Source organism: Roseovarius conchicola (assembly GCF_041403425.1).
GTDB classification, from domain to species: domain Bacteria; phylum Pseudomonadota; class Alphaproteobacteria; order Rhodobacterales; family Rhodobacteraceae; genus Roseovarius; species Roseovarius conchicola.
Window position 1 is genome coordinate 381,072 of sequence record NZ_JBGEHK010000002.1, and the last position, 19,519, is coordinate 400,590.

General features: G+C 59.1%; 20 protein-coding genes. 16 read left to right on the forward strand and 4 right to left on the reverse strand.

Going from position 1 to position 19,519, the window contains the following annotated elements:
• Window positions 1-54 precede the first annotated feature (54 nt).
• From V6N02_RS07730 to V6N02_RS07740, 3 genes are all read left to right on the forward strand, one after another.
• Complete coding sequence (locus V6N02_RS07730; RefSeq protein ID WP_371224951.1) at window positions 55-654, forward strand: TetR/AcrR family transcriptional regulator; 600 nt, start codon at window positions 55-57, stop codon at window positions 652-654.
• A 90-nt stretch (window positions 655-744) separates the two neighbouring features.
• Window positions 745-1,419: a PspA/IM30 family protein gene (locus tag V6N02_RS07735; protein ID WP_371224952.1), complete on the forward strand. Its 675-nt coding sequence runs from the start codon at window positions 745-747 to the stop codon at window positions 1,417-1,419.
• A 32-nt stretch (window positions 1,420-1,451) separates the two neighbouring features.
• Window positions 1,452-1,754, forward strand: coding sequence for a hypothetical protein (locus V6N02_RS07740; RefSeq protein WP_371224953.1), 303 nt, complete (start codon window positions 1,452-1,454; stop codon window positions 1,752-1,754).
• Window positions 1,755-1,793: 39 nt separating this feature from the next.
• Here the strand turns inward: V6N02_RS07740 and V6N02_RS07745 are convergent, their stop codons facing one another.
• Window positions 1,794-3,026 carry an aminopeptidase P family protein gene (locus V6N02_RS07745; RefSeq protein ID WP_371224954.1) on the reverse strand — a complete coding sequence of 411 codons (1,233 nt, stop codon included), beginning with the start codon at window positions 3,024-3,026 and terminating at the stop codon, window positions 1,794-1,796.
• 156 nt (window positions 3,027-3,182) lie between these two features.
• Between V6N02_RS07745 and V6N02_RS07750 the strand changes: the two genes are divergently transcribed.
• The gene (locus V6N02_RS07750; protein WP_371224955.1) at window positions 3,183-4,199 is read left to right on the forward strand and encodes a P1 family peptidase; all 1,017 of its coding nucleotides are present in this window, start codon (window positions 3,183-3,185) and stop codon (window positions 4,197-4,199) included.
• Window positions 4,200-4,274: 75 nt separating this feature from the next.
• Here the strand turns inward: V6N02_RS07750 and V6N02_RS07755 are convergent, their stop codons facing one another.
• Window positions 4,275-5,066: an alpha/beta hydrolase gene (locus tag V6N02_RS07755; RefSeq protein WP_371224956.1), complete on the reverse strand. Its 792-nt coding sequence runs from the start codon at window positions 5,064-5,066 to the stop codon at window positions 4,275-4,277.
• A gap of 94 nt (window positions 5,067-5,160) precedes the next feature.
• Here V6N02_RS07755 and V6N02_RS07760 point away from each other — a divergent pair, with 94 nt between their 5' ends.
• The 12 genes from V6N02_RS07760 to aroA all read left to right on the forward strand — a co-directional run bounded on the left by V6N02_RS07760 (window position 5,161) and on the right by aroA (window position 15,834).
• Window positions 5,161-6,636: an NAD-dependent succinate-semialdehyde dehydrogenase gene (locus V6N02_RS07760; RefSeq protein WP_371224957.1), complete on the forward strand. Its 1,476-nt coding sequence runs from the start codon at window positions 5,161-5,163 to the stop codon at window positions 6,634-6,636.
• A 315-nt stretch (window positions 6,637-6,951) separates the two neighbouring features.
• Window positions 6,952-7,080, forward strand: a complete 129-nt coding sequence (locus V6N02_RS07765; RefSeq protein ID WP_371224958.1) for a hypothetical protein — start codon at window positions 6,952-6,954, stop codon at window positions 7,078-7,080.
• Window positions 7,081-7,101: 21 nt separating this feature from the next.
• Window positions 7,102-7,278, forward strand: coding sequence for a hemin uptake protein HemP (gene hemP, locus V6N02_RS07770; protein WP_371225275.1), 177 nt, complete (start codon window positions 7,102-7,104; stop codon window positions 7,276-7,278).
• Entirely contained in the window at window positions 7,275-7,751 is a 477-nt protein-coding gene (locus V6N02_RS07775) for a hypothetical protein (protein ID WP_371224959.1), read from the forward strand. Before hemP ends, V6N02_RS07775 begins: the two co-directional genes overlap by 4 nt.
• Before the next feature lie 17 nt (window positions 7,752-7,768).
• Complete coding sequence (locus V6N02_RS07780) at window positions 7,769-9,040, forward strand: imelysin family protein (RefSeq protein WP_371224960.1); 1,272 nt, start codon at window positions 7,769-7,771, stop codon at window positions 9,038-9,040.
• 110 nt (window positions 9,041-9,150) lie between these two features.
• A complete protein-coding gene (locus V6N02_RS07785; protein WP_371224961.1) occupies window positions 9,151-10,179 on the forward strand; it encodes a hypothetical protein in 1,029 nt (342 codons plus the stop codon).
• An 11-nt stretch (window positions 10,180-10,190) separates the two neighbouring features.
• On the forward strand, window positions 10,191-10,457 hold the full coding sequence (locus tag V6N02_RS07790; RefSeq protein ID WP_371224962.1) for a (2Fe-2S)-binding protein: 267 nt from the start codon (window positions 10,191-10,193) through the stop codon (window positions 10,455-10,457).
• A complete protein-coding gene (gene bfr / locus V6N02_RS07795) occupies window positions 10,433-10,918 on the forward strand; it encodes a bacterioferritin (protein WP_371224963.1) in 486 nt (161 codons plus the stop codon). Before V6N02_RS07790 ends, bfr begins: the two co-directional genes overlap by 25 nt.
• Window positions 10,905-12,422, forward strand: a complete 1,518-nt coding sequence (locus V6N02_RS07800) for a di-heme oxidoreductase family protein (RefSeq protein WP_371224964.1) — start codon at window positions 10,905-10,907, stop codon at window positions 12,420-12,422. The genes bfr and V6N02_RS07800 overlap by 14 nt, the downstream gene beginning before the upstream one ends.
• Entirely contained in the window at window positions 12,422-13,414 is a 993-nt protein-coding gene (locus V6N02_RS07805) for an imelysin family protein (protein WP_371224965.1), read from the forward strand. The genes V6N02_RS07800 and V6N02_RS07805 overlap by 1 nt, the downstream gene beginning before the upstream one ends.
• A 4-nt stretch (window positions 13,415-13,418) precedes the next feature.
• Window positions 13,419-14,495, forward strand: a complete 1,077-nt coding sequence (locus V6N02_RS07810; RefSeq protein WP_371224966.1) for a DUF1513 domain-containing protein — start codon at window positions 13,419-13,421, stop codon at window positions 14,493-14,495.
• A gap of 73 nt (window positions 14,496-14,568) precedes the next feature.
• Entirely contained in the window at window positions 14,569-15,834 is a 1,266-nt protein-coding gene (gene aroA, locus V6N02_RS07815) for a 3-phosphoshikimate 1-carboxyvinyltransferase (RefSeq protein ID WP_371224967.1), read from the forward strand.
• Here the strand turns inward: aroA and gyrB are convergent.
• Together gyrB and recF are read right to left on the reverse strand one after the other, a co-directional pair.
• Entirely contained in the window at window positions 15,831-18,248 is a 2,418-nt protein-coding gene (gene gyrB / locus V6N02_RS07820; protein ID WP_371224968.1) for a DNA topoisomerase (ATP-hydrolyzing) subunit B, read from the reverse strand. The two genes, aroA and gyrB, sit on opposite strands and share 4 nt — an antisense overlap.
• A gap of 153 nt (window positions 18,249-18,401) precedes the next feature.
• Window positions 18,402-19,502 carry a DNA replication/repair protein RecF gene (gene recF, locus V6N02_RS07825; RefSeq protein ID WP_371224969.1) on the reverse strand — a complete coding sequence of 367 codons (1,101 nt, stop codon included), beginning with the start codon at window positions 19,500-19,502 and terminating at the stop codon, window positions 18,402-18,404.
• Window positions 19,503-19,519 lie beyond the last annotated feature (17 nt).

Genomic DNA, 19,519 nt, shown 5'->3' on the forward strand with positions numbered 1-19,519 from the left:
TTTTCTGGCTGGCCTGCTTTATGAATTGAACGCAGTTCACAAGAAGGACATCCCGTGGCCGGAAAGATCGAAGAGCGGCACAAGGCCCTGCGCAACAAGCTGGTCGATATCGCCGAAATCCGTGTGGCGGCCGGGGGCGTCGAGGCCGTCAAGGCACGCGATCTGGCCAAAGAGGCGGAATGCGCATTGGGCGCCATCTACAACGTGTTTGATGATCTCAACGATATCGTGTTGGCGGTGAACGGGCGCACGTTTCAACAGCTTGATGCGGCTTTACAGCATGGGTTGCAGGGGTACGAAGGTGCCAGCGCAACCCAGCGGCTGATCGCCATCGCGGCGGCCTATCTTGAGTTTGCAATGCATCACCCCAATCGGTGGCGCAGCCTGTTTGATGTTCCGTTCTCGGCTGATCTGCAGGTGCCGCGATGGTATTGGGACCAGCTGGATCAGCTCTTTGATCATATCTCGGGGCCGGTGGCCGAGTGTTTCCCTGAAATGTCGCAGACGGATCAGGCCCTGATGACCCGCGCGCTGTTTTCATCGGTGCATGGGATCGTCTCCTTAGGTATCGAAAATCGCGTCATGCCCATTCCGCAGGATCAGCTGATGCGGATGATAGAATTGGTCGTCTGTCAGGGCGCTGGAAACAAATAGTTTCTCAAAGTTGTTCAATAGAGTTATTGAACGGCGTTCATAGACATCCTACCTCCATTTGTGAACATTGTTCATAATGGAGGTGAATACATGCTGGGAACATTGAAAACGCTTGTGTCGGGGGCGAATGCCAGGGCCGAAGATCGGGTCAAGGATGCTTTTGCAATCGAATTGATTGACCAGAAAATCTGCGAAGCCGATGTACAGCTGAAGGCCGCAAAGGCGACGCTGGCCTCGCTTGTTCAGCGCAAGAGATCGGAAAATCGTTTGCTTGAGGCTTTGAACGCTAGGATCGAAACCATGTTGGTACGCGCCTCCGGAGCGATGGAGGCCAAGCGCGAGGACATGGCCCTGCAAGCCGCCGAGGCGATTGCTTCCATGGAGAACGAGGCCCGGTTGCGGCAGGACACGCTGGATCGTCTGGATGTGCAGGTCACGCGTCTGCGCGGGTCGGTCGAGGCCGCGTATCGCCGGTTAATTGATCTCAAACAGGGTGCCATCACCGCCCGTGCGATCCGCAGGGAACAACAGATGCAAGGCACGTTGCGCACCACCATTGCCAACACCTCGGCTGCTGATGAGGCCGAAGAGCTGATTGTCCGCGTCGTGGGCCGTGACGACCCGTTCGAGCAGGCACAGATTCTCTCGGGGATCGACGCCGAGTTGAATCACAGTTCGCTTGATGACCGTATGGCCGCCAGCGGCTTTGGCCCCGCGACCAAAGTGACAGCCCAGCAGGTGCTGGACCGCCTGAAGCAAGGCTGACCTATCCATTTCAACAGGAGATTTGAAAAATGATGAACCACGACAAACCGGATAACACCGTGATCATGCTCTTTAACCTGGTAGGGGTGGCCGCCGCCTACATCCTGCTGGCCATCTCGCTTTACAAATCCGTTGATGTGCCGCTGGCCACCAAGGGCTATTGGGGCATCGGTATCCTTCTGCTGACGCTCAGCCTGGTGAATTTCGTGAAGTACCGCTTTGACAATCAAGCCCGCATCGACCGGATCAACCGGATCGAAGAGGCCAAGAACGAAAAGCTGCTCGAAGACTACGTGGGCGATGCCTATGGCCCCGACAAGCGCGACGCTGCTTGAATAGAAAGGGTGGCCCTAAATAGGGCCACCCGTCATTGCCTAGCCAACCACGTTAAACTCAGGCCCATAGGGATAGCCGGTGATGTTCTCGTTGCCATCCTCGGTGATCACCAACACATCATGCTCGCGATAGCCCCCGGCACCGGGTTTGCCATCCGCGATGGTCAGCATTGGCTCCATCGAGATCACCATACCGGGTTCCAGCACGGTGTCGATATCCTCGCGCAGTTCCAGCCCCGCTTCGCGGCCATAGTAGTGGCTGAGGATTCCAAAGGAATGGCCATAGCCAAAGGTGCGGTATTGCAGCAGATCACGCTCGGCAAAGAAGTCATTGATCTTGTGCGTGACCTCGGCACAGCTGATCCCCGGCTTCAAAAGGCTCATCCCGTATTCATGGGCGGCTACGTTTGCCTCCCAGATTTTCAGCGAGGCGTCATCGACCTCGCCCACGAACATGGTGCGCTCCAGTGCGACGTAATAGGCCGAGATCATCGGGAAAGTGTTGAGGCTCAGGATATCACCGCGCTGCAGCTGACGAGCAGTCACGGGGTTATGCGCCCCATCGGTGTTGATGCCCGATTGGAACCAGACCCATGTGTCGCGGTATTCTGCATCGGGGAAGACGCGGGCGATTTCGGCCTCCATCGCATCGCGCCCGGCCATGGCTACGTCGATCTCGCGGGTGCCGATCCGGACCGCATCGCGGATGGCATAGCCGCCCACATCGGCAATCGCCGTGCATTTGCGGATCAGCGCGATCTCGGCGGCGGATTTGTGCATACGCTGGCGCATGGTTGCTCCGGCCAGATCGACGGTGCGTGACGGGCTGAGGAACGCATCCAGCTTGGCCTTTTGCATCAGGCTGAGGTGATCGCCCTCATAGCCGATCACCTTGCCGCTGCCTGAGACGGACAGAACCGCGCGCCAGTAATTGTCACGCTGCCAGTCGGTATAGGTGATGTTGTCCTGATGCGAGCGGCGCCAAGGTTGGCCCGCGTCGATACCCGCAGAAATCGTTACGCTTTCTGTGGCGGTGACAACCAGACCATAGGGTCGTCCGAAGGCGCAGTAGAGAAAGCCCGAGTAGTAGGCGATGTTGTGCATCGAGGTGAAGACAACGGCGTCCACCTCGGCCTCGGCCATGATCAGGCGCAGCCCGGCCAGACGCGCGTCATATTCAGACGCGTCGAACGGCAGGGGTGCCTTCTCGCCATTGTGGAACCGGTACATGTCCGGGCGTGCGGTGTCGGTGAATGTAGGATGTGCAGTCATAGTGACCCTCCTTCAAAAGAAAGGTCCCGGCGTTCAGGACTGTTTGGATTATGAGGCCTACGGGGCGACGCCATCGCCCCGGCCTGCACCTGTTCTTGCTGATCCTGTATAATCTGACAAGATGTTTTGCGACAAACCGAAGGACGTTTTTGAGCCATGACAGCACAGCCTGGCCCCTCCAACCTGATCACCGACGTCGCGGGCCTGCGGGTTGGCAATGCACAGGATGATACCATTAAAACCGGCGCGACAGTGCTGGTGGGCGATGCGCCTTTCACAGCCGGAGTGCACGTGATGGGCGGCGCGCCCGGCACCCGCGAGACTGACCTTTTGGCACCTGATCGGTTGGTGGAGCAGGTCGATGCGCTGGTCCTTTCAGGCGGCTCAGCCTTCGGGCTGGATGCGGCCTCGGGCGTGGCGGATGCGCTGCGTGGGCATGGGCGCGGGTTTGTTGTGGGGGATCAGGCTGTGCCGATCTGCCCCGGTGCGATCCTGTTCGATTTGCTGAATGGTGGTGACAAGGATTGGGCCGAGAACCCTTACAAACGTTTGGGGGTCGAGGCGGTCGAGATCGCCAGTGTTAACTTCGCTCTGGGCACAACGGGGGCAGGTACGGGAGCCACCACCGCCACTTTGAAAGGCGGCTTGGGCTCGGCCTCGGTGGTTTTGTCGTCTGGTCACACGGTTGGGGCTTTGGTGGCGGTCAACGCTCTGGGCTCTGCCACCGTGGCGGATGGCCCCGAGTTTTGGGCCGCGCCCTTTGAGATTGGGGACGAGTTCGGCGGCTTGGGCGCAGCGCGGCACTATCCGGATGCGCAGATGCCGCCAACCAAGCTGTCTCAGCACGCCAACACCACCATCGGGATCGTCGCGACAGATGCCACGTTAACTCAGGCGCAATGCACGCGCATGGCCACGGCGGCCCATGATGGGTTTGCCCGCGCGCTGGTGCCGTCGCACACGCCGATGGATGGCGATCTGATCTTTGCCGCCTCGACCGGCGCGAAGGCCATGGCTGATCCGGTTGCGGATACGCTGATGTTGGGTCATGCGGCTGCCACCTGTATGGCACGGGCAATTGCGCGGGCGGTCTATCTGGCCACGCCTGCCGAGGGCGATACATTGCCCTGTTGGTCTGAAGCGTTTCGCCACAGATCTGATGTACTCAGCTGAGGCGAAACGCTCACAATGCTCACATGTACCGGGCGTTTTGCGAAAATCCGTGAAGCAGATATTTCGCAAAACGCTTTAGCTTAGAAGCGTCTTGATCATCTGGCTGTCAGGATCGGCCAAACCGTCAATCACATCGAAATGATGTTTACCTGCGTCGATCACGTGGTCCGCGCCCCACGCCTCGGCCAGCCAGCGGGCCTGATCCAGAAATACCGGGCGCTCATCGGCCCCGACCCATACGGTGACCGGCACGTCCAGATGCTCCGTCATCAGGGCGGGGCTTTCGGCCACCGCATCGGCCTCGGTCAGCTTGAAATCAGCGTTCATCGCCGTATGGATCAAAGGCCGCAGATCCGACACCGGCGAGATTGGCATCACCCGTTGCAACCGCTTGGCCACAGCAAGGTCCAGCATCCCCGGTTCCAGCATCCGCGCCACCAAATGCCCCCCTGCGGAATGACCGCATAGGATCATTGGCCCCTCGACCATCTCGGCGGCCACGTTTACAGCGCCTGCGATCTGTCGGGTGATATCGGCGATCCGCACTTCCGGACAGAGGTCATAAGACGGCATCGCCACAGCCCAGCCCTGCGCGACCATGCCGTGCGCCAGATGAAACCAGTACGACCGGTCGAACTTCAGCCAATACCCGCCATGGACAAAGACCATCAGGCCTTTAACCGCTCCTTGGGGATAAAACAGATCAAACCGCGTTCGCGTACTGTCGCCATAGCGTAAATCCCCGCGGTGGCGTCCCTCTGCGCGCTGAACAAGGGCCCAGTCAGCCGCTGCCTGCAACCAACGCTCCGGATAATCCTCGGCGCCCGGAATATAAGGGCCGTTGGCGTAGGCGTCGTCATAATCCATCTGCGTACCCATTTTGTGGCTCTGGACAAGCCTAGCGCAAGATGCTTTGGCTTTGCGAGACCAAAGAGCCCCGAGATATTTCTGGAGATGCGCCATGCCCAAGACCGATCTGAAATCGCTTTTGAAAGACCCGACCCTGCTGGCCGAACAGGCCTATTCCGACGGTGAGTGGATTGATGGCGAGGGCGGCACCTATGCGGTGACCAACCCGGCCCGCGGTGATGTGATCGCCAATGTCGCGGACATGTCGCGTGCGCAGGTGGCCAAAACCATCGCCGCCGCCGAAGCGGCGCAAAAGGACTGGGCCAGCTGGACCGGTAAGGAACGTGCCGCCGTGTTGCGCAAATGGTTCGATCTGATGATGGAGAATCAGGATGATCTGGGCACGATCCTGACCGCCGAGCAGGGCAAGCCGCTGGCCGAAGCCAAAGGCGAGATTGCTTATGGCGCGAGCTTCATCGAGTTCTTTGCCGAAGAAGCCAAGCGCATTTATGGCGAAACCATCCCGGGCCATCAGCGCGACAAACGCATCACCGTGATCAAACAGGCCATCGGTGTGGCGGCCTCGATCACCCCGTGGAACTTCCCCAACGCAATGATCACCCGCAAGGCCGCCCCCGCGCTGGCCGCGGGCTGTGCCTTCGTGGGCCGTCCAGCCGCGGAGACGCCGTTGTCGGCGACCGTTATGGGGGTTCTGGCCGAGCGTGCCGGTATTCCGAAGGGGGTGTTCAACATCGTGACCTCGTCGCGCAGCTCGGACATCGGCAAGGAATTCTGCGAAAACCCCGCCGTGCGCAAACTGACCTTCACAGGCTCAACCGAAGTGGGTCGTATCCTGCTGCGTCAAGCGGCGGACAGCGTGATGAAATGCTCAATGGAGCTGGGAGGCAACGCGCCCTTCATCGTGTTTGACGATGCCGATCTGGATGCCGCTGTGGAAGGTGCCATCATGTGCAAATTCCGCAACAACGGCCAAACCTGCGTCTGTGCCAATCGGATCTATGTGCAGGCCGGTGTCTATGATGCCTTTGCCGCGAAACTGAAAGACGCCGTCAGCGCCATGAAAATCGGCGATGGCCTGGAAGAGGGCACGCAATTGGGCCCGCTGATCAATGCTGATGCGATCGACAAGGTGCAGGAACATGTGGCCGACGCTAAAACCAAGGGCGGCGAGGTTATTCTGGGCGGCGGAGAGCCGATGGAAGGCGCGGGTTACTTCCTGCCTCCGACCATCGTTACCGGCTGTACGCAGGACATGCAGGTCGCCAGTGATGAAACCTTCGGCCCCATGGCCCCGCTGTTCAAATTCGAGGACGAAGACGACGTGATCGCCATGGCCAATGACACGATCTTTGGTCTGGCCAGCTATTTCTACGCCAAGGACCTCTCCCGCGTCTACAAAGTGGCCGAGGCGCTGGAATATGGCATCGTCGGTGTGAACACCGGCATCATCTCGACCGAGGTGGCACCCTTTGGCGGGGTCAAGCAATCGGGCCTGGGACGCGAAGGCAGCCATCACGGGATCGAGGATTACCTTGAGATGAAATATATCTGCATGTCCGTCGGGTAGGGCTTCTGTGTCAAGGATTTTGCCTGCCTGATCCGCCAAGGATGAGACGTCTTTCAAAGAAGGCGTTGATATCTTTGGAAGTAGATCAAACCGTTATCCAAATCGCTTTCGATGAGCACGCCACAGCGCGTGCTCATTTTCTTTTGCATGCCGGTTAATCATCAAAAAGAATAACCGACTAAAAAACTCAGATTGACTTTTCCGACTAAATAACTCAAGAATTAGGAATGTAGCCAACCCGCCGATTCCGGGCCAGCCGATCCTGATCAAACCCTCAACCGGAGGAATATGATGCAAAGGCAAAGGACAACACCCGTGCAATCGGATGGCCGGACAGCGGAGCAGAATGACCGCGAGTCCGTTCTGGCTTCGGCGCTGCAATTTGGCCTGCCATCTTCCTTCACACTTGAATGGATGCTCGACCGTGTCGAGCAAAGCACCTGAGAGGAGACAATGGCGATGAAAATGACACCCACACCCAATCCGCATCAGGCCTCGCCGGCTCAAACACAAGAAGAGACAACACCGGCCTATTTCGCAGATGATCTGACCCGCGATGGCAAACTGGCTTTCATCTGTCATCAGGACCAGGTGTATACCTTGCGCATCACCCGCGCTGACAAACTGATCCTCACGAAATGAGCGCGCAACCCAATATGCGCGGTGGCACCCCTGTCGGGCTTTTGACCGAGCTGTCCCCGGTCGAGGCAGGGGCCGTGATCTATCTGCGGCTATGGAGTGAGGGGCCGGATCGTTATCCGGAAATCTGGAACGATTTTTCCTCCTGCCTTGGAGCACAATACGGTGAAAAAGCGCTAAAGTCCTTCGAGGACCTCTGCAACCTGTGTGCTGCCTATGGCCGTCGCCCGCTGATGCGCCATAGCGTCAATTGCAAATGCCTTGGGGCGGACGAAGCCTGTTTTGCGAACTTTATCGGAGCCGCCGCCGAGGGCGAACGTGAAGACGCCCTGATGATCGCCACGGTGATTGTGCGCGCTGACATGGCCCAGCCGCTTGTCAGCCTGGCGCAGGATTTCGGACTCGCGATGAAACGTATGTCATCCCATCTCACCCGGGCCGAAAACACGCCCCCTCCATCAACAGTTTATCACTAATCAAGGACGCCTAACGAATGAAAATCACAGCAATAGCCACCAGCCTGCTGGCCCTGTCCATCGGGACGGTCGCGACAGCAGATGAGACGATAAGCAAGGCAGCAGTGCTGGATACTTATGCGGATATCGCAGAGGCGAAATTTGCCGACAGCCTGACAACCGCGCAGGCACTTAAAGCCGCGGTTGATGCGCTGGTCGCTAATCCGTCCGCTGAGGCATTGCATGCCGCGCGCTCTGCGTGGCTAGCTGCGCGTGTTCCCTATCAACAATCCGAGGTCTACCGTTTTGGCAACGCCATCGTCGATGATTGGGAAGGCAAGGTGAACGCCTGGCCGCTGGATGAAGGCCTGATCGACTATGTTGACGCAGGCTATGGTGGTCCGTCGGACGAAAACGAGCTTGCGGTGTTGAACGTGGTGGCTAATGCGTCATTCACCCTGTCGGGCGAAACGGTGGATGCCGCAGAAATCACGCCTGCCTTGCTGGCTGAAACGCTGCATGAGGCGGACGGTGTCGAGGCGAACGTGGCCACCGGTTATCACGCCATCGAATTCCTGCTTTGGGGGCAGGATCTGAACGGGCACGGCCCGGGCGCTGGCGACCGTCCATGGACCGACTTCGCCAGTGGTGACGCCTGCACCAATGGCAATTGTGATCGTCGCGGCGAATACCTGACCGCCGCCACTGATTTGCTGGTTTCGGACCTTGAATGGATGGCCGCGCAATGGGGAGAAGGCGGTGACGCCCGCACCACCCTGATGGCGGACGAAGCGGCGGGCATCTCGGCGATGCTGACCGGGATGGGATCACTGTCCTATGGCGAGCAGGCGGGCGAACGGATGCGCCTTGGTCTGATGCTGAACGACCCCGAGGAGGAACATGATTGCTTCTCGGACAACACTCACAATAGCCATTACTATGATGGGCTGGGCGTGCAGAATGTCTATCTGGGCGAATATATCCGCGTAGATGGCAGCCTCGTCAGCGGACCGTCTCTGGCAGATCTGGTCGCGGCGAAGGATGCCGATCTGGACACCGAAATGCGCGCCAAACTGTCCAGCACAATGATGGCACTGGGCCGGATCAAAACCGCTGCCGAGGCCGGGTTCAGTTATGACCAGATGCTGGAACGCGGCAACGTCGCCGGTGAGGCGCTAATCATGGGCGGGGTCGACGGCCTGATTGACCAGACCCGCTCGATCGAACGCACGGTCGTTTTACTGGGGTTGGATTCAATTGCCTTTGAAGGCTCCGACAGCCTCGATAATCCGTCTGCCGTTTTTGAATAGTCACAGCATCAAATCCGGGCCTGATGGTCAGGTCCGGGGCCCGTTAACACCCGTCAGCCAGATTGCACTTTAGATCAGCCAGCCAAGATCAGACAAAAATGAGAATTAGAATGAATACCAAAGCAACAGCGTCAGCATTGGCGCTTCTTGTCGTGGCTGGCGGCGCAATGGCACAAGATGCAGGCAACGGGCCATTTTCGGCAGAGTTTGTGATCGAACTGCAAAATGACTGGACGTTTGATTCAACCGACCCGGCCGCAGAATTCAACAACACATTCGCTACAATCGAGGGGGCCTTGTCGTTCTCGTTCACGCAGAACACATCGGTCAACGCAACGCTGGTTTTCGAGCAGATCACCGGACCCACGGATGACAGCTTCCTTGAAGATCACGGGCTCTATGCCGAAGAGTTGTACTTCGCCCATGACTTTGGCGGTGCACAGGTGGTGTTGGGTAAGTTCAACCCGGCCTTCGGCGTCGCATGGGACGCAGCGCCGGGCATCTATGGCGTCGATTTCGCCGAAGACTACGAGATCACCGAAAAGCTGGGTGGTGCGATCATCGTGCCCTTTGAGGCTGCAGGTGGATCGCATGAAGTGTCCTTTGCTGCATTCCAGGCCGACCGGACAATCCTGAGCGACTCGTTGGGTGAGGAACGTGGCCTGACAAGCCTTCCAATGGGCGGCGTCTCCAATACCGACGGTGTCGAATCATTCGCCCTGTCGTTATCCGGTGAGTTCGGCGCAACCGGCTACAATTTGGGCATTCAGCATCAGGGCCGTGGCGCTGGCGATGCAGCAGATCAAACCGGGGCCGTCTTCGGCATAACCCATGCTGTCGAGGCTGGGTCCTTCCCATTCGAGCTGTTGGCCGAGGTGGCATGGTTCGACGAATTTGATGGCACCACCAACTCGGCCACTTACGGAACGGTCGGTATTTCAGCCCCTATCGGGCCGGTCACCGTGTCCGGAGTCTATTCCGTACGTGATGTCCAAACCATGCCGACCGACCGACTGGCCACAATCAGCGCTGAGATGGAGCTTTTCGGCGGGCTGACCGGTGCCCTTGGCTACCGGTTTGGCCGGGAAGGCGGGGTTAAAAGCCAGACCATCGGCACCCTGCTGGTCTATGAATTCTAAGGAGCATCAAGATGATCATCTGCCACTGTCAGAATATAGCAGATAACGATATCCACGCCGCGATCGACTGGATGAGGGCCGCCGACAGTGAGGCCCTGATCACCCCTGGAAAGATTTATCGCGCATTGGGCAAAGCAGCGGATTGCGGCGGGTGTATGCCGTTGTTTCTGGCCACCATGCGTAACAATGATAATCTGGAAGTCCCCATGGAACTCCGCGGGCTGCGACCCCGGGCAACAAAGGAAAACCGACAATGCAAGGTGACGCTAAAGTCATAGACTATCTCAACCGCGCTCTGCGCAGCGAACTGACGGCTATTAGCCAGTATTGGATGCATTACAAGCTTCAGGAGGATTGGGGTCTTGGTCATATGGCCAAGAAAAGCCGCGAGGAAAGCATCGAAGAGATGAACCACGCCGACAAGCTGATGGAGCGGATCATCTTTCTGGAAGGGCATCCCAACCTGCAAAAGCTTGACCCACTGCGCATCGGCCAGACACCCAAGGAAACGTTGGAATGCGATCTTGCTGCCGAACAGGAAGCGCGCGAGATGTACAAAGAAGCCCGCGAGTATTGCGCCACCGCCGGAGATCACGTGACCAAAGAGCTGTTTGACGAGTTGCTGGCCGACGAAGAAGGCCATATCGACTTCCTGGAAACACAGCTTGATCTGCTCGAGAAAATTGGACCGCAGAACTATGCCCACCTTAACGCCTCGAAAATGGATGAAGCCGAGTAAACTTGCTCTGATCTTCGCGTGTTTGGGGTCCGCCGTTGTGGCGGGCCCTTCGCTTAAAGACGCCCATCTGAATATCATTCCCCGAACGGCCGAAGAGCAGGCCCGGATCGCCAAAGTGTTGGCCCCGCCCAGCGACTTCAGCGCGGCGCAGATGTTTGAAGAACTTTCTGCCGGAGCCGCCACCGTGCGGGCGCGCCGCAATGCCGATGCGTTCTCACAGCCCTCTGCCAACATCTCGTTCGAGGACGAGTTGAATTTCAAAGTTGGCAACGGATTGTTCCGCAAACTATGGGTCTCGACACCTTCTTCCACCCTCGCCTCGGACGGGCTGGGCCCGATTTTCAACGCGCGCTCATGTCAGCGATGTCACCTGAAAGATGGCCGCGGTCATCCACCCGAAGGGCCGGACGACAACGCGATTTCGATGTTCTTGCGCGTCTCGGTGCCGGGCACCGATGCCGGGCGGATGGCGGCGATCGAGGATTACATCGCAACCGATCCCGATCCTACTTATGGCACCCAGTTGCAGGATTTCAGCCTGCCGGGCCATGCCGCAGAATACCGTCTGCAAATCGACTATGAAGAGGTCGAAGTTCCGCTGTCAGATGGTGAGGTCGCGTCCCTGCGCCGCCCCACTTACACCGCTGCCGATCTGGGCTATGGCCCGCTGCACCCGGATGCGATGCTGTCGCCCCGGATTGCCCCACAGATGATCGGCCTTGGGTTGCTTGAAGCAATTCCGGCGGCGGACATTCTGGCCCATGCCGACCCGGAGGATGCCGATGGTGATGGCATTTCAGGGCGCCCCAACATCGTCTGGTCGGTCGAGTATGACCAACCCATGCTGGGCCGCTTCGGCCTCAAGGCCGGTGCGCCAACGGTCAAACATCAGTCCGCCGGAGCCTTTGCCGGGGATATCGGGATTTCCAATCCGCTGTTTCCTGCCGCATGGGGCGAATGCACCGAGGCGCAGACCGTTTGCCGCGCCGCCCCGCATGGCGACATGGATGATCGCGGGTTTGAAATTGATGCAGAAGGGTTGGATCTGATCACCTTCTATAGCCGTAACCTGGCCGTGCCCAAGCGTCGCAATGTAAACGATCCCGAGGTGCTGCGCGGAAAGGAAATCTTTCACACCACCGGTTGCGTGTCCTGCCATGTGCCGTCTTTCGTCACCCACCGGCTGGCCGATCAACCCGAGCAGAGTTTTCAGCTGATCTGGCCCTATACCGACATGCTGCTGCACGACATGGGTGAAGGGTTGGTTGATAATCGCCCCGAAGCCCGCGCGACGGGCCGCGAATGGCGTACCCCTCCCTTGTGGGGGATCGGCCTGACCGAACAGGTTAGTGACCACACCTATTTCCTCCATGACGGGCGGGCCCGGTCGCTGCTTGAGGCGGTTCTGTGGCATGGTGGTGAGGCCGAGCAGCATCGTGATACGGTGATCAATATGCCTGCCACGGATCGCGCTGCCCTGATCCGTTTCCTGGAGAGCCTGTGATGATAATCCGTGCTGCAATCACCGCCTTGGCCTTGTTCGCCGTCCCGGCAACGGCACAAAGCATAGATGCCGTGATTGAGGGCCATATCCTACCTTCTTACGCGCGATTGGCAAATGACACTCAGGCTTTGTCAGATGCGGCGACGGCCAGTTGCCTGCCCGGCGATCCTGCACTGACGACAGCCTATCACGCTGCCTTCGATGCCTGGGTCAAGGTTAGCCATCTGCGCTTTGGCCCGTCCGAGGTAAACGACCGAGCCTTCGCCTTGGCTTTTTGGCCTGACAGCCGGGGGGCGACCCCCAAAACGCTGGCGACATTGATCAGGGGCGCCGACCCGGTGATTGACACACTTGAGAGCTTCCAGACCGTTTCGATCGCCGCGCGGGGCTTTTATGCCCTGGAGTTTCTTCTCTTTGATGAGGGTTTTGCCGACCTTGGCACGGCGGATTATCGCTGTGCCCTGATCCGCGTCAGCACCGCTGATATCGCCGCAAATGCCGCAGCGATTCTGACCGATTGGGAGAATGGCCATGGCGATTTGATGCGCGAGGCTGGATCAAACGACACCTATCGCAGCGCTGAAGAGGCCCAGAGACAGCTTTTTACCGCTTTGACCACTGGTCTTGAGTTTACCTCGGCCATGCGCCTGGGCCGCCCCTTGGGCACGTTCGATCGCCCCCGCCCGAAACGGGCCGAGGCACGTCGCTCGGGCCGGTCCTTGCGCCATGTGATCCTGTCGCTTGAAGCCACCCGGCAACTGGCCGCGCTGATCTCGGAGGGCGACACTACTTTGGACGGACTCTTTGAGCAGGCATTGGGCCGGGCCGCCGCGCTTGACGATCCGGTCTTTGCCGGTGTCAGCGATATACAAGGCCGTCTTCGGGTTGAGGCGCTTCAGCAAAGTGTTGACCGGATCGACACGTACGCGCTGCAAACGGTTGGTCCGCGCCTTGGCATCTCGGCGGGGTTCAACGCGCTGGACGGTGACTAGGGCCATGGCCAACCGCCGTGCCTTTTTGACCGGGTTGCTGGCCAGCGCGGTCTGTCCCGCACCCACTTGGGCGGATGCGGGAGATCCGGCGTTCCTGTCTGCTGCGCGCATGGTCGATAGTAGCTATGCGTTGTTTGGTTTGGATCAGGCGGGCACTGTGCAGTTTCAGATTCCCTTGCCCGCCCGGGGTCATGCCGCTGCGGCGCATCCGAACCGGCCCGAGGCAATCGCCTTTGCCCGCCGTCCGGGTACGTTCGCCATCTTGCTGGATTGTGTATTGGGTCAGCCCAAGGTGTTGCTGGACGCCCCGGAAGGTCGTCATTTCTATGGCCATGGCGTCTATTCCGACGATGGGCGGTATCTGTTCACGACCGAGAATGATTACGAGCAGGCAGAGGGCCGTGTGGGTGTCTGGGACGTCGATCAGGGCTATCAGCGCATCGCCGAGTTTCCCAGCTATGGGGTTGGCCCCCATGACATCCGCCTGATGCCGGATAACGAAACGTTGGTCATCGCCAATGGCGGGATCGAAACCCATCCGGATGCACCGCGGGTCAAGCTGAACCTGCCCGTGATGCAGCCCAATCTCAGCTACGTCTCGCTATCCGGTAACTTATTGGAACACCACGAACCTCCTGCCGAGTGGCATAAGAACTCCATCCGCCATCTCGCGGTGCGCGGCGACGGACGTGTCGCCATCGCTTGTCAGTGGCAAGGTGTGCTCGAGCAAACACCACCCCTGCTGGCCATCCATCAACGCGGGCAGCCGCTGCAGTTTCATCCCGGACCCGAGGGTCTGGTGCGTGACATGCAGGGTTATGCGGGCAGCATTGCATTTTCCGGCGATGGCACACGCATCGCAATCACGGGGCCGCGCGGCGGTATGGCGGTGGTGTTTTCTGATGTGGGTCGGCACCTTAACACTGTCATGTCCCCCGACATCTGCGGGGCGGCCCCGCGTGGTGCCGGGTTTGCCTTTACAACTGGACTTGGCGAGGTGCTGAAGCTCGCGAATGGCCGTGATGTGCAGACCCTGAAAACAGGTGCGATGCAATGGGACAATCATCTGGTGCGGCTCTGAACGGGGTACGGGGCATTGCAAAGCCGCGCCCAAGATGGCAGCTAGGCGCAGTCAATCTGTCAGAGAGCCACCTGTGAATACACCTGCCCCAGATCTTGCCAGTATCACGCCAGTCAGCGGCCCTTTGAATGGTCAGGTGACCCTGCCCGGTTCAAAATCCGTGACCAATCGTGCGCTGTTGGTGGCTGCATTAGCCAATGGGCGCAGCCGCCTGACGGGGATCCTGCGCAGCGATGACACAAAGTATATGATGGCGGCCCTGCGTCAGATGGGCGTGACGATTCACGAGGTGGATCACACCACGGTCGAGATCGAAGGCTCAGGGCGGCTTCAGGCACCCTCCGAGCCGCTGTTTCTTGGCAATGCGGGCACCGCTGTGCGATTTCTGACAGCGGCTGTGTCTTTGGTGGATGGCCCGGTTGTGGTGACGGGCGACGAACATATGCAAAAACGTCCGATCGCGCCGCTTGTGGAGACGCTGAATAAGATGGGTGTCGACGCGCGGACAGCAACGGGCTGCCCGCCGGTCGAAATAAACGGTACGGGCGGCTTCACCGCCGGTGAAATCGAGGTGAGCGGCGAACTGTCCAGCCAGTATATCTCGGCCATCATGATGCTGGCGGCGATGGGCGATGGGCCGACAACCATCCGTATTCTCGGCGGGCAGATCGGGGCCGTTGGATACCTGCATATCACCGCTGCCGTGATGCGTTCCTTCGGGGCCAGCGTGGCCTTCCCCGCGTCGGACCAGATCGTCATCCAGCCGGGTGGATATACTGCAGCCGATTACGCGGTTGAACCGGACGCCAGTGCTGCCACCTATCTATGGGCTGCCGAGGCGTTGACAGGGGGGCAGATCGACATCGGTGCTCGGCCTGAAGACATGAACCAACCCGACGCCGCCGCTTATCAAATGATTGCAGCGTTTCCGAAAATGCCGGGCGAGATCGAAGGCTCGCAAATGCAGGACGCGATCCCGACATTGGCCGTATTGGCGGCGTTCAATGAAACGCCCGTGCGCTTTATCGGTATCGCAAATCTGCGGGTCAAGGAGTGTGATCGCATCGTTGCGGTGCATGATGGCCTCACCCGTATCCGCGCCGATCTGGCGACGGTTGAGGGCGACGACCTGATTGTCCATGCTGACCCGTCCCTTGCCGGGCAGACCCTGCCCGCCAGCATTGACAGCTATGCTGACCACCGCATCGCCATGTGCTTTGCTTTGGCCGGGCTGAAGATCCATGGCATTCAGATCGAAGATCCGATGTGCGTCTCCAAGACATTCCCGAATTACTGGGACGTGCTGCGCAGCCTCGGGGTGCAGGTGAGCGGCGATTAGAAGTCGAGGTTTTCCACACTCAGCGCGTTCTTCTGAATGAACTCGCGGCGGGGTTCAACCACATCGCCCATCAGCTTGGTGAACAGATCGTCGGCATCAGCCACGTCATCCACCTTCACCTGCAACAGCGTGCGCGCTTCGGGGTCCAGCGTGGTTTCCCAGAGTTGATCGGGGTTCATTTCGCCGAGACCCTTATAGCGTTGCAGCGTCAGCCCTTTCTCGCCTTCCTTCAGGATCGCATCCAGCAGGTCCAGCGGCCCGTGAATGCTTTGCGAACGGTCTTTGCGCTGCAAAATGGCGGGCAGGTTGTAAACCTCGCGCAACGCACTGGTCATCTGCCCTAGTTTGCGGGCTTCGCCGCCGCGCAGGACCGGGCCGTCCAGTGTGCGCACCTCTTCGACACCGCGCAACATGCGGGTCAGGCGGATGCCGTGATCCTGTGTCGGGCGCCCTTGCCAGCCGCGTTCATACTCCAATGCGATCAGGTCCAGACGTGCAGCGACAGCATCGGCCACACCTTGAAGATCCGCATCGACTTTGCCGGGCATGAAGGCCTCGGCGATGGCCGCTTGTTCCAGGATGTGGCGGGGATAGTGTGTTGGAAACGCGTCGATTATGCGCTTGGCCTGCCGTGCTTCTTCGACAACGCGCACCAGATCGGCACCGATGATTTCTTCGCCTGATCCAAGGCGCAGAACCGCATCGTCTGTGCCCTGTTCGATCAGGTAATCCTCAAGCGCGGGCTGATCCTTGAGGTATACTTCGGACTTGCCCCGGGCCACTTTGAACAGCGGAGGTTGGGCAATATAGAGGTAGCCGCCCTCGATCAACTCGGGCATTTGCCGGTAGAAGAAGGTCAGCAGAAGGGTGCGGATATGCGCGCCATCAACGTCGGCGTCAGTCATCAAAACGATCTTGTGGTAGCGCAGTTTGGAGATGTCGAATTCGTCCCGCCCGATCCCGGTGCCCAAAGCCATGACCAGATTGCCAATCTCCTGACTGGACAGCATCCGGTCAAACCGGGCCCGCTCGACATTGAGGATCTTACCTTTCAGCGGCAGGATCGCTTGTGTCCCCCGATCACGACCTGTCTGAGCGGAGCCGCCCGCTGAATCACCCTCGACGATGAACAATTCGGTTTTGGACGGGTCTTTCTCCGAGCAATCTTTGAGTTTGCCAGCCAGATAGTTCACATCCATCGCCGTCTTACGCCGCGTCAGCTCGCGTGCTTTGCGGGCGGCCTCACGCGCCAAAGCGGCCTCAATGATCTTGCCAACGATCATCTTGGCCTCGTTCGGGTTCTCCTCGAACCATTCGGCCAGCTTTTCGTTCATCAGGCTTTCAACCGCCGGGCGGACCTCGGAGCTGACCAGCTTGTCCTTGGTCTGGGATGAGAATTTCGGGTCGGGCACTTTCACCGACAACACACAGGTCAGCCCTTCCCGCGCATCATCGCCGGTAAAGCTGACCTTCTCTTTCTTGGCGATGCCGCTGGACTGGGCATAATTGTTGATCGTTCGGGTCAGCGCGCCACGAAAGCCCGCCATATGGGTGCCGCCGTCGCGCTGTGGGATGTTGTTGGTGAAAGGCAGAACCGTCTCGTGATAGCTGTCATTCCACCACATTGCGACTTCGACACCGATATCGTCCTTCTCGCCGGTGATAAAGATCGGGTCAGGGATCATCGCGGTCTTGTGCCGGTCCAGATACTTGACGAACTCCATCACGCCGCCCTCATAATGCAGCTCGGATTCAAGTGGCTCGGCAGGGCGTTCGTCGCGCAGCAGGATGCGCACACCGGAATTCAGAAACGCCAGCTCACGCAGGCGTTTTTCCAACGTCTCAAACGAGTATTCGAGGTTCGAAAACGTATCGGTTGAGGCTAGAAAACGCACTTCGGTGCCTTTGCGGCCCTTGGCATCACCGACGACCTTGAGGTGGTCAACAGTGTCGCCGCCTTCAAAGCGCGCCACGTGCTCTTTGTCGTTGCGCCAGATGCGCAGTTCCAGCCAGTCGCTGAGCGCGTTTACAACCGACACGCCCACCCCGTGCAGACCACCCGACACCTTGTAGGAATTGCTGTCGAACTTCCCGCCAGCATGCAGCTGGGTCATGATCACTTCTGCGGCGGACACGCCCTCTTCCTCGTGGGTTTCCACCGGGATACCACGGCCATTGTCACTGACGGAAACCGAGGAATCCGCGTGAATGGTGACCGTCACAAGGTCGGCGTGACCGGCCAAAGCCTCGTCAATGCCGTTATCGACAACCTCATAGACCATATGATGCAGGCCCGAGCCATCATCGGTATCGCCGATATACATGCCCGGACGTTTGCGAACTGCCTCTAAGCCTTTGAGAACCTTAATGGAATCGGCGCCGTATTCCTCGGGTGCGCCCGCTGCCTCGGCCATGCATATTTTCCTTCGCATTTTTGTAATTTTATACGATTTTTCGAGAGGGATGTCACGCGGCGGCCACAAGATTTTGTGGGTCAATGTGGTATTTATAACAAGAGCCAAACTGGCTGGCTGGGCTGGAATGCCACTATTCTTTCATCGAGAATTCTAGACGGTAACCTGCGATGTTCCGTCCTCATCGGTCACCTCAATATGCTGCGCTCGCTCACCTAGCTCGGCGAACAGCTCCGCCCCCGTTCCCGTCATCCAGGCCTGCGACCCAAGCGCGCAAATCTCGTCATAAAGGGCTGCGCGACGGGTGGCATCCAGATGCGCTGCGACCTCGTCCAGCAGCAGGATAGGAGCCGCCCCAAAGTCGCGTTTCAGCGCCCTCCCGTTGGCCAGGATCAGCGAGACCAGCAGCGCCTTCTGCTCGCCGGTGGAACAATCCCGCGCAGGTACGCCCTTGGCGGTGTAGACCCCGTGGAGATCGGCGCGATGGGGGCCGATCAGGGTGCGGCCAGCGGCGATATCACGGAACCGGCTTTCCGAGAGTGCCTCGCGGAAATCCCCGACCGTCAGGGGCATCTCCCCCTCGGTCATGGTCAACTCCAGCTCGGCAGCTGGAAACTGTGTCTCGGCCTCGGATTGAGCGGTTTGCAATTGCTCCAGTGCGGCGATGCGATTGGCATGGATGGCCGATCCGGCCTCGGCCATCTGTTTTTCCACGGCAACATACCAATGTCCGTCGCGTACCTGATCCTTCAGCAACCGATTGCGTTCGCGCATGGCCTTGTCATAGGTCAGCGACACCTCGGCATGAGAAGGAATGAAGCTCAACGCAATGCGATCCAGGAACCGCCGCCGCCCTTCGGCCCCTTCGATCCACAACCGGTCCATCGCCGGGATCAACCACAACACCCGTGCAATGCGCCCCAAAGCCACTTGCGACGCGGTCTTGTCATCGATCTTCAATTGCCGGGCATTGCCTTCCTCAGACCAGATTTCAACCTCATGAACCTGATGCAGAGACTTCACCACGCCTTTCAGCTTCCAACCCAACCCTTCAGGGCGGCGCACCATATCCATCGCCGCACCCCGGCGCAGGCCCCGCCCCGGTGAGAACAGCGAGACCGCTTCCAGGATGTTGGTCTTGCCCGCGCCATTGGGTCCGTGGATCGCGACGGGCCGCCCATCCAACTCAAGCTTCGCGCCCAGATGAGAGCGGAAATGCGAAAGGCTTAACTGTGAAAGGTAAAGGCCGGGCATTCAGCGCCCCTGCTTCA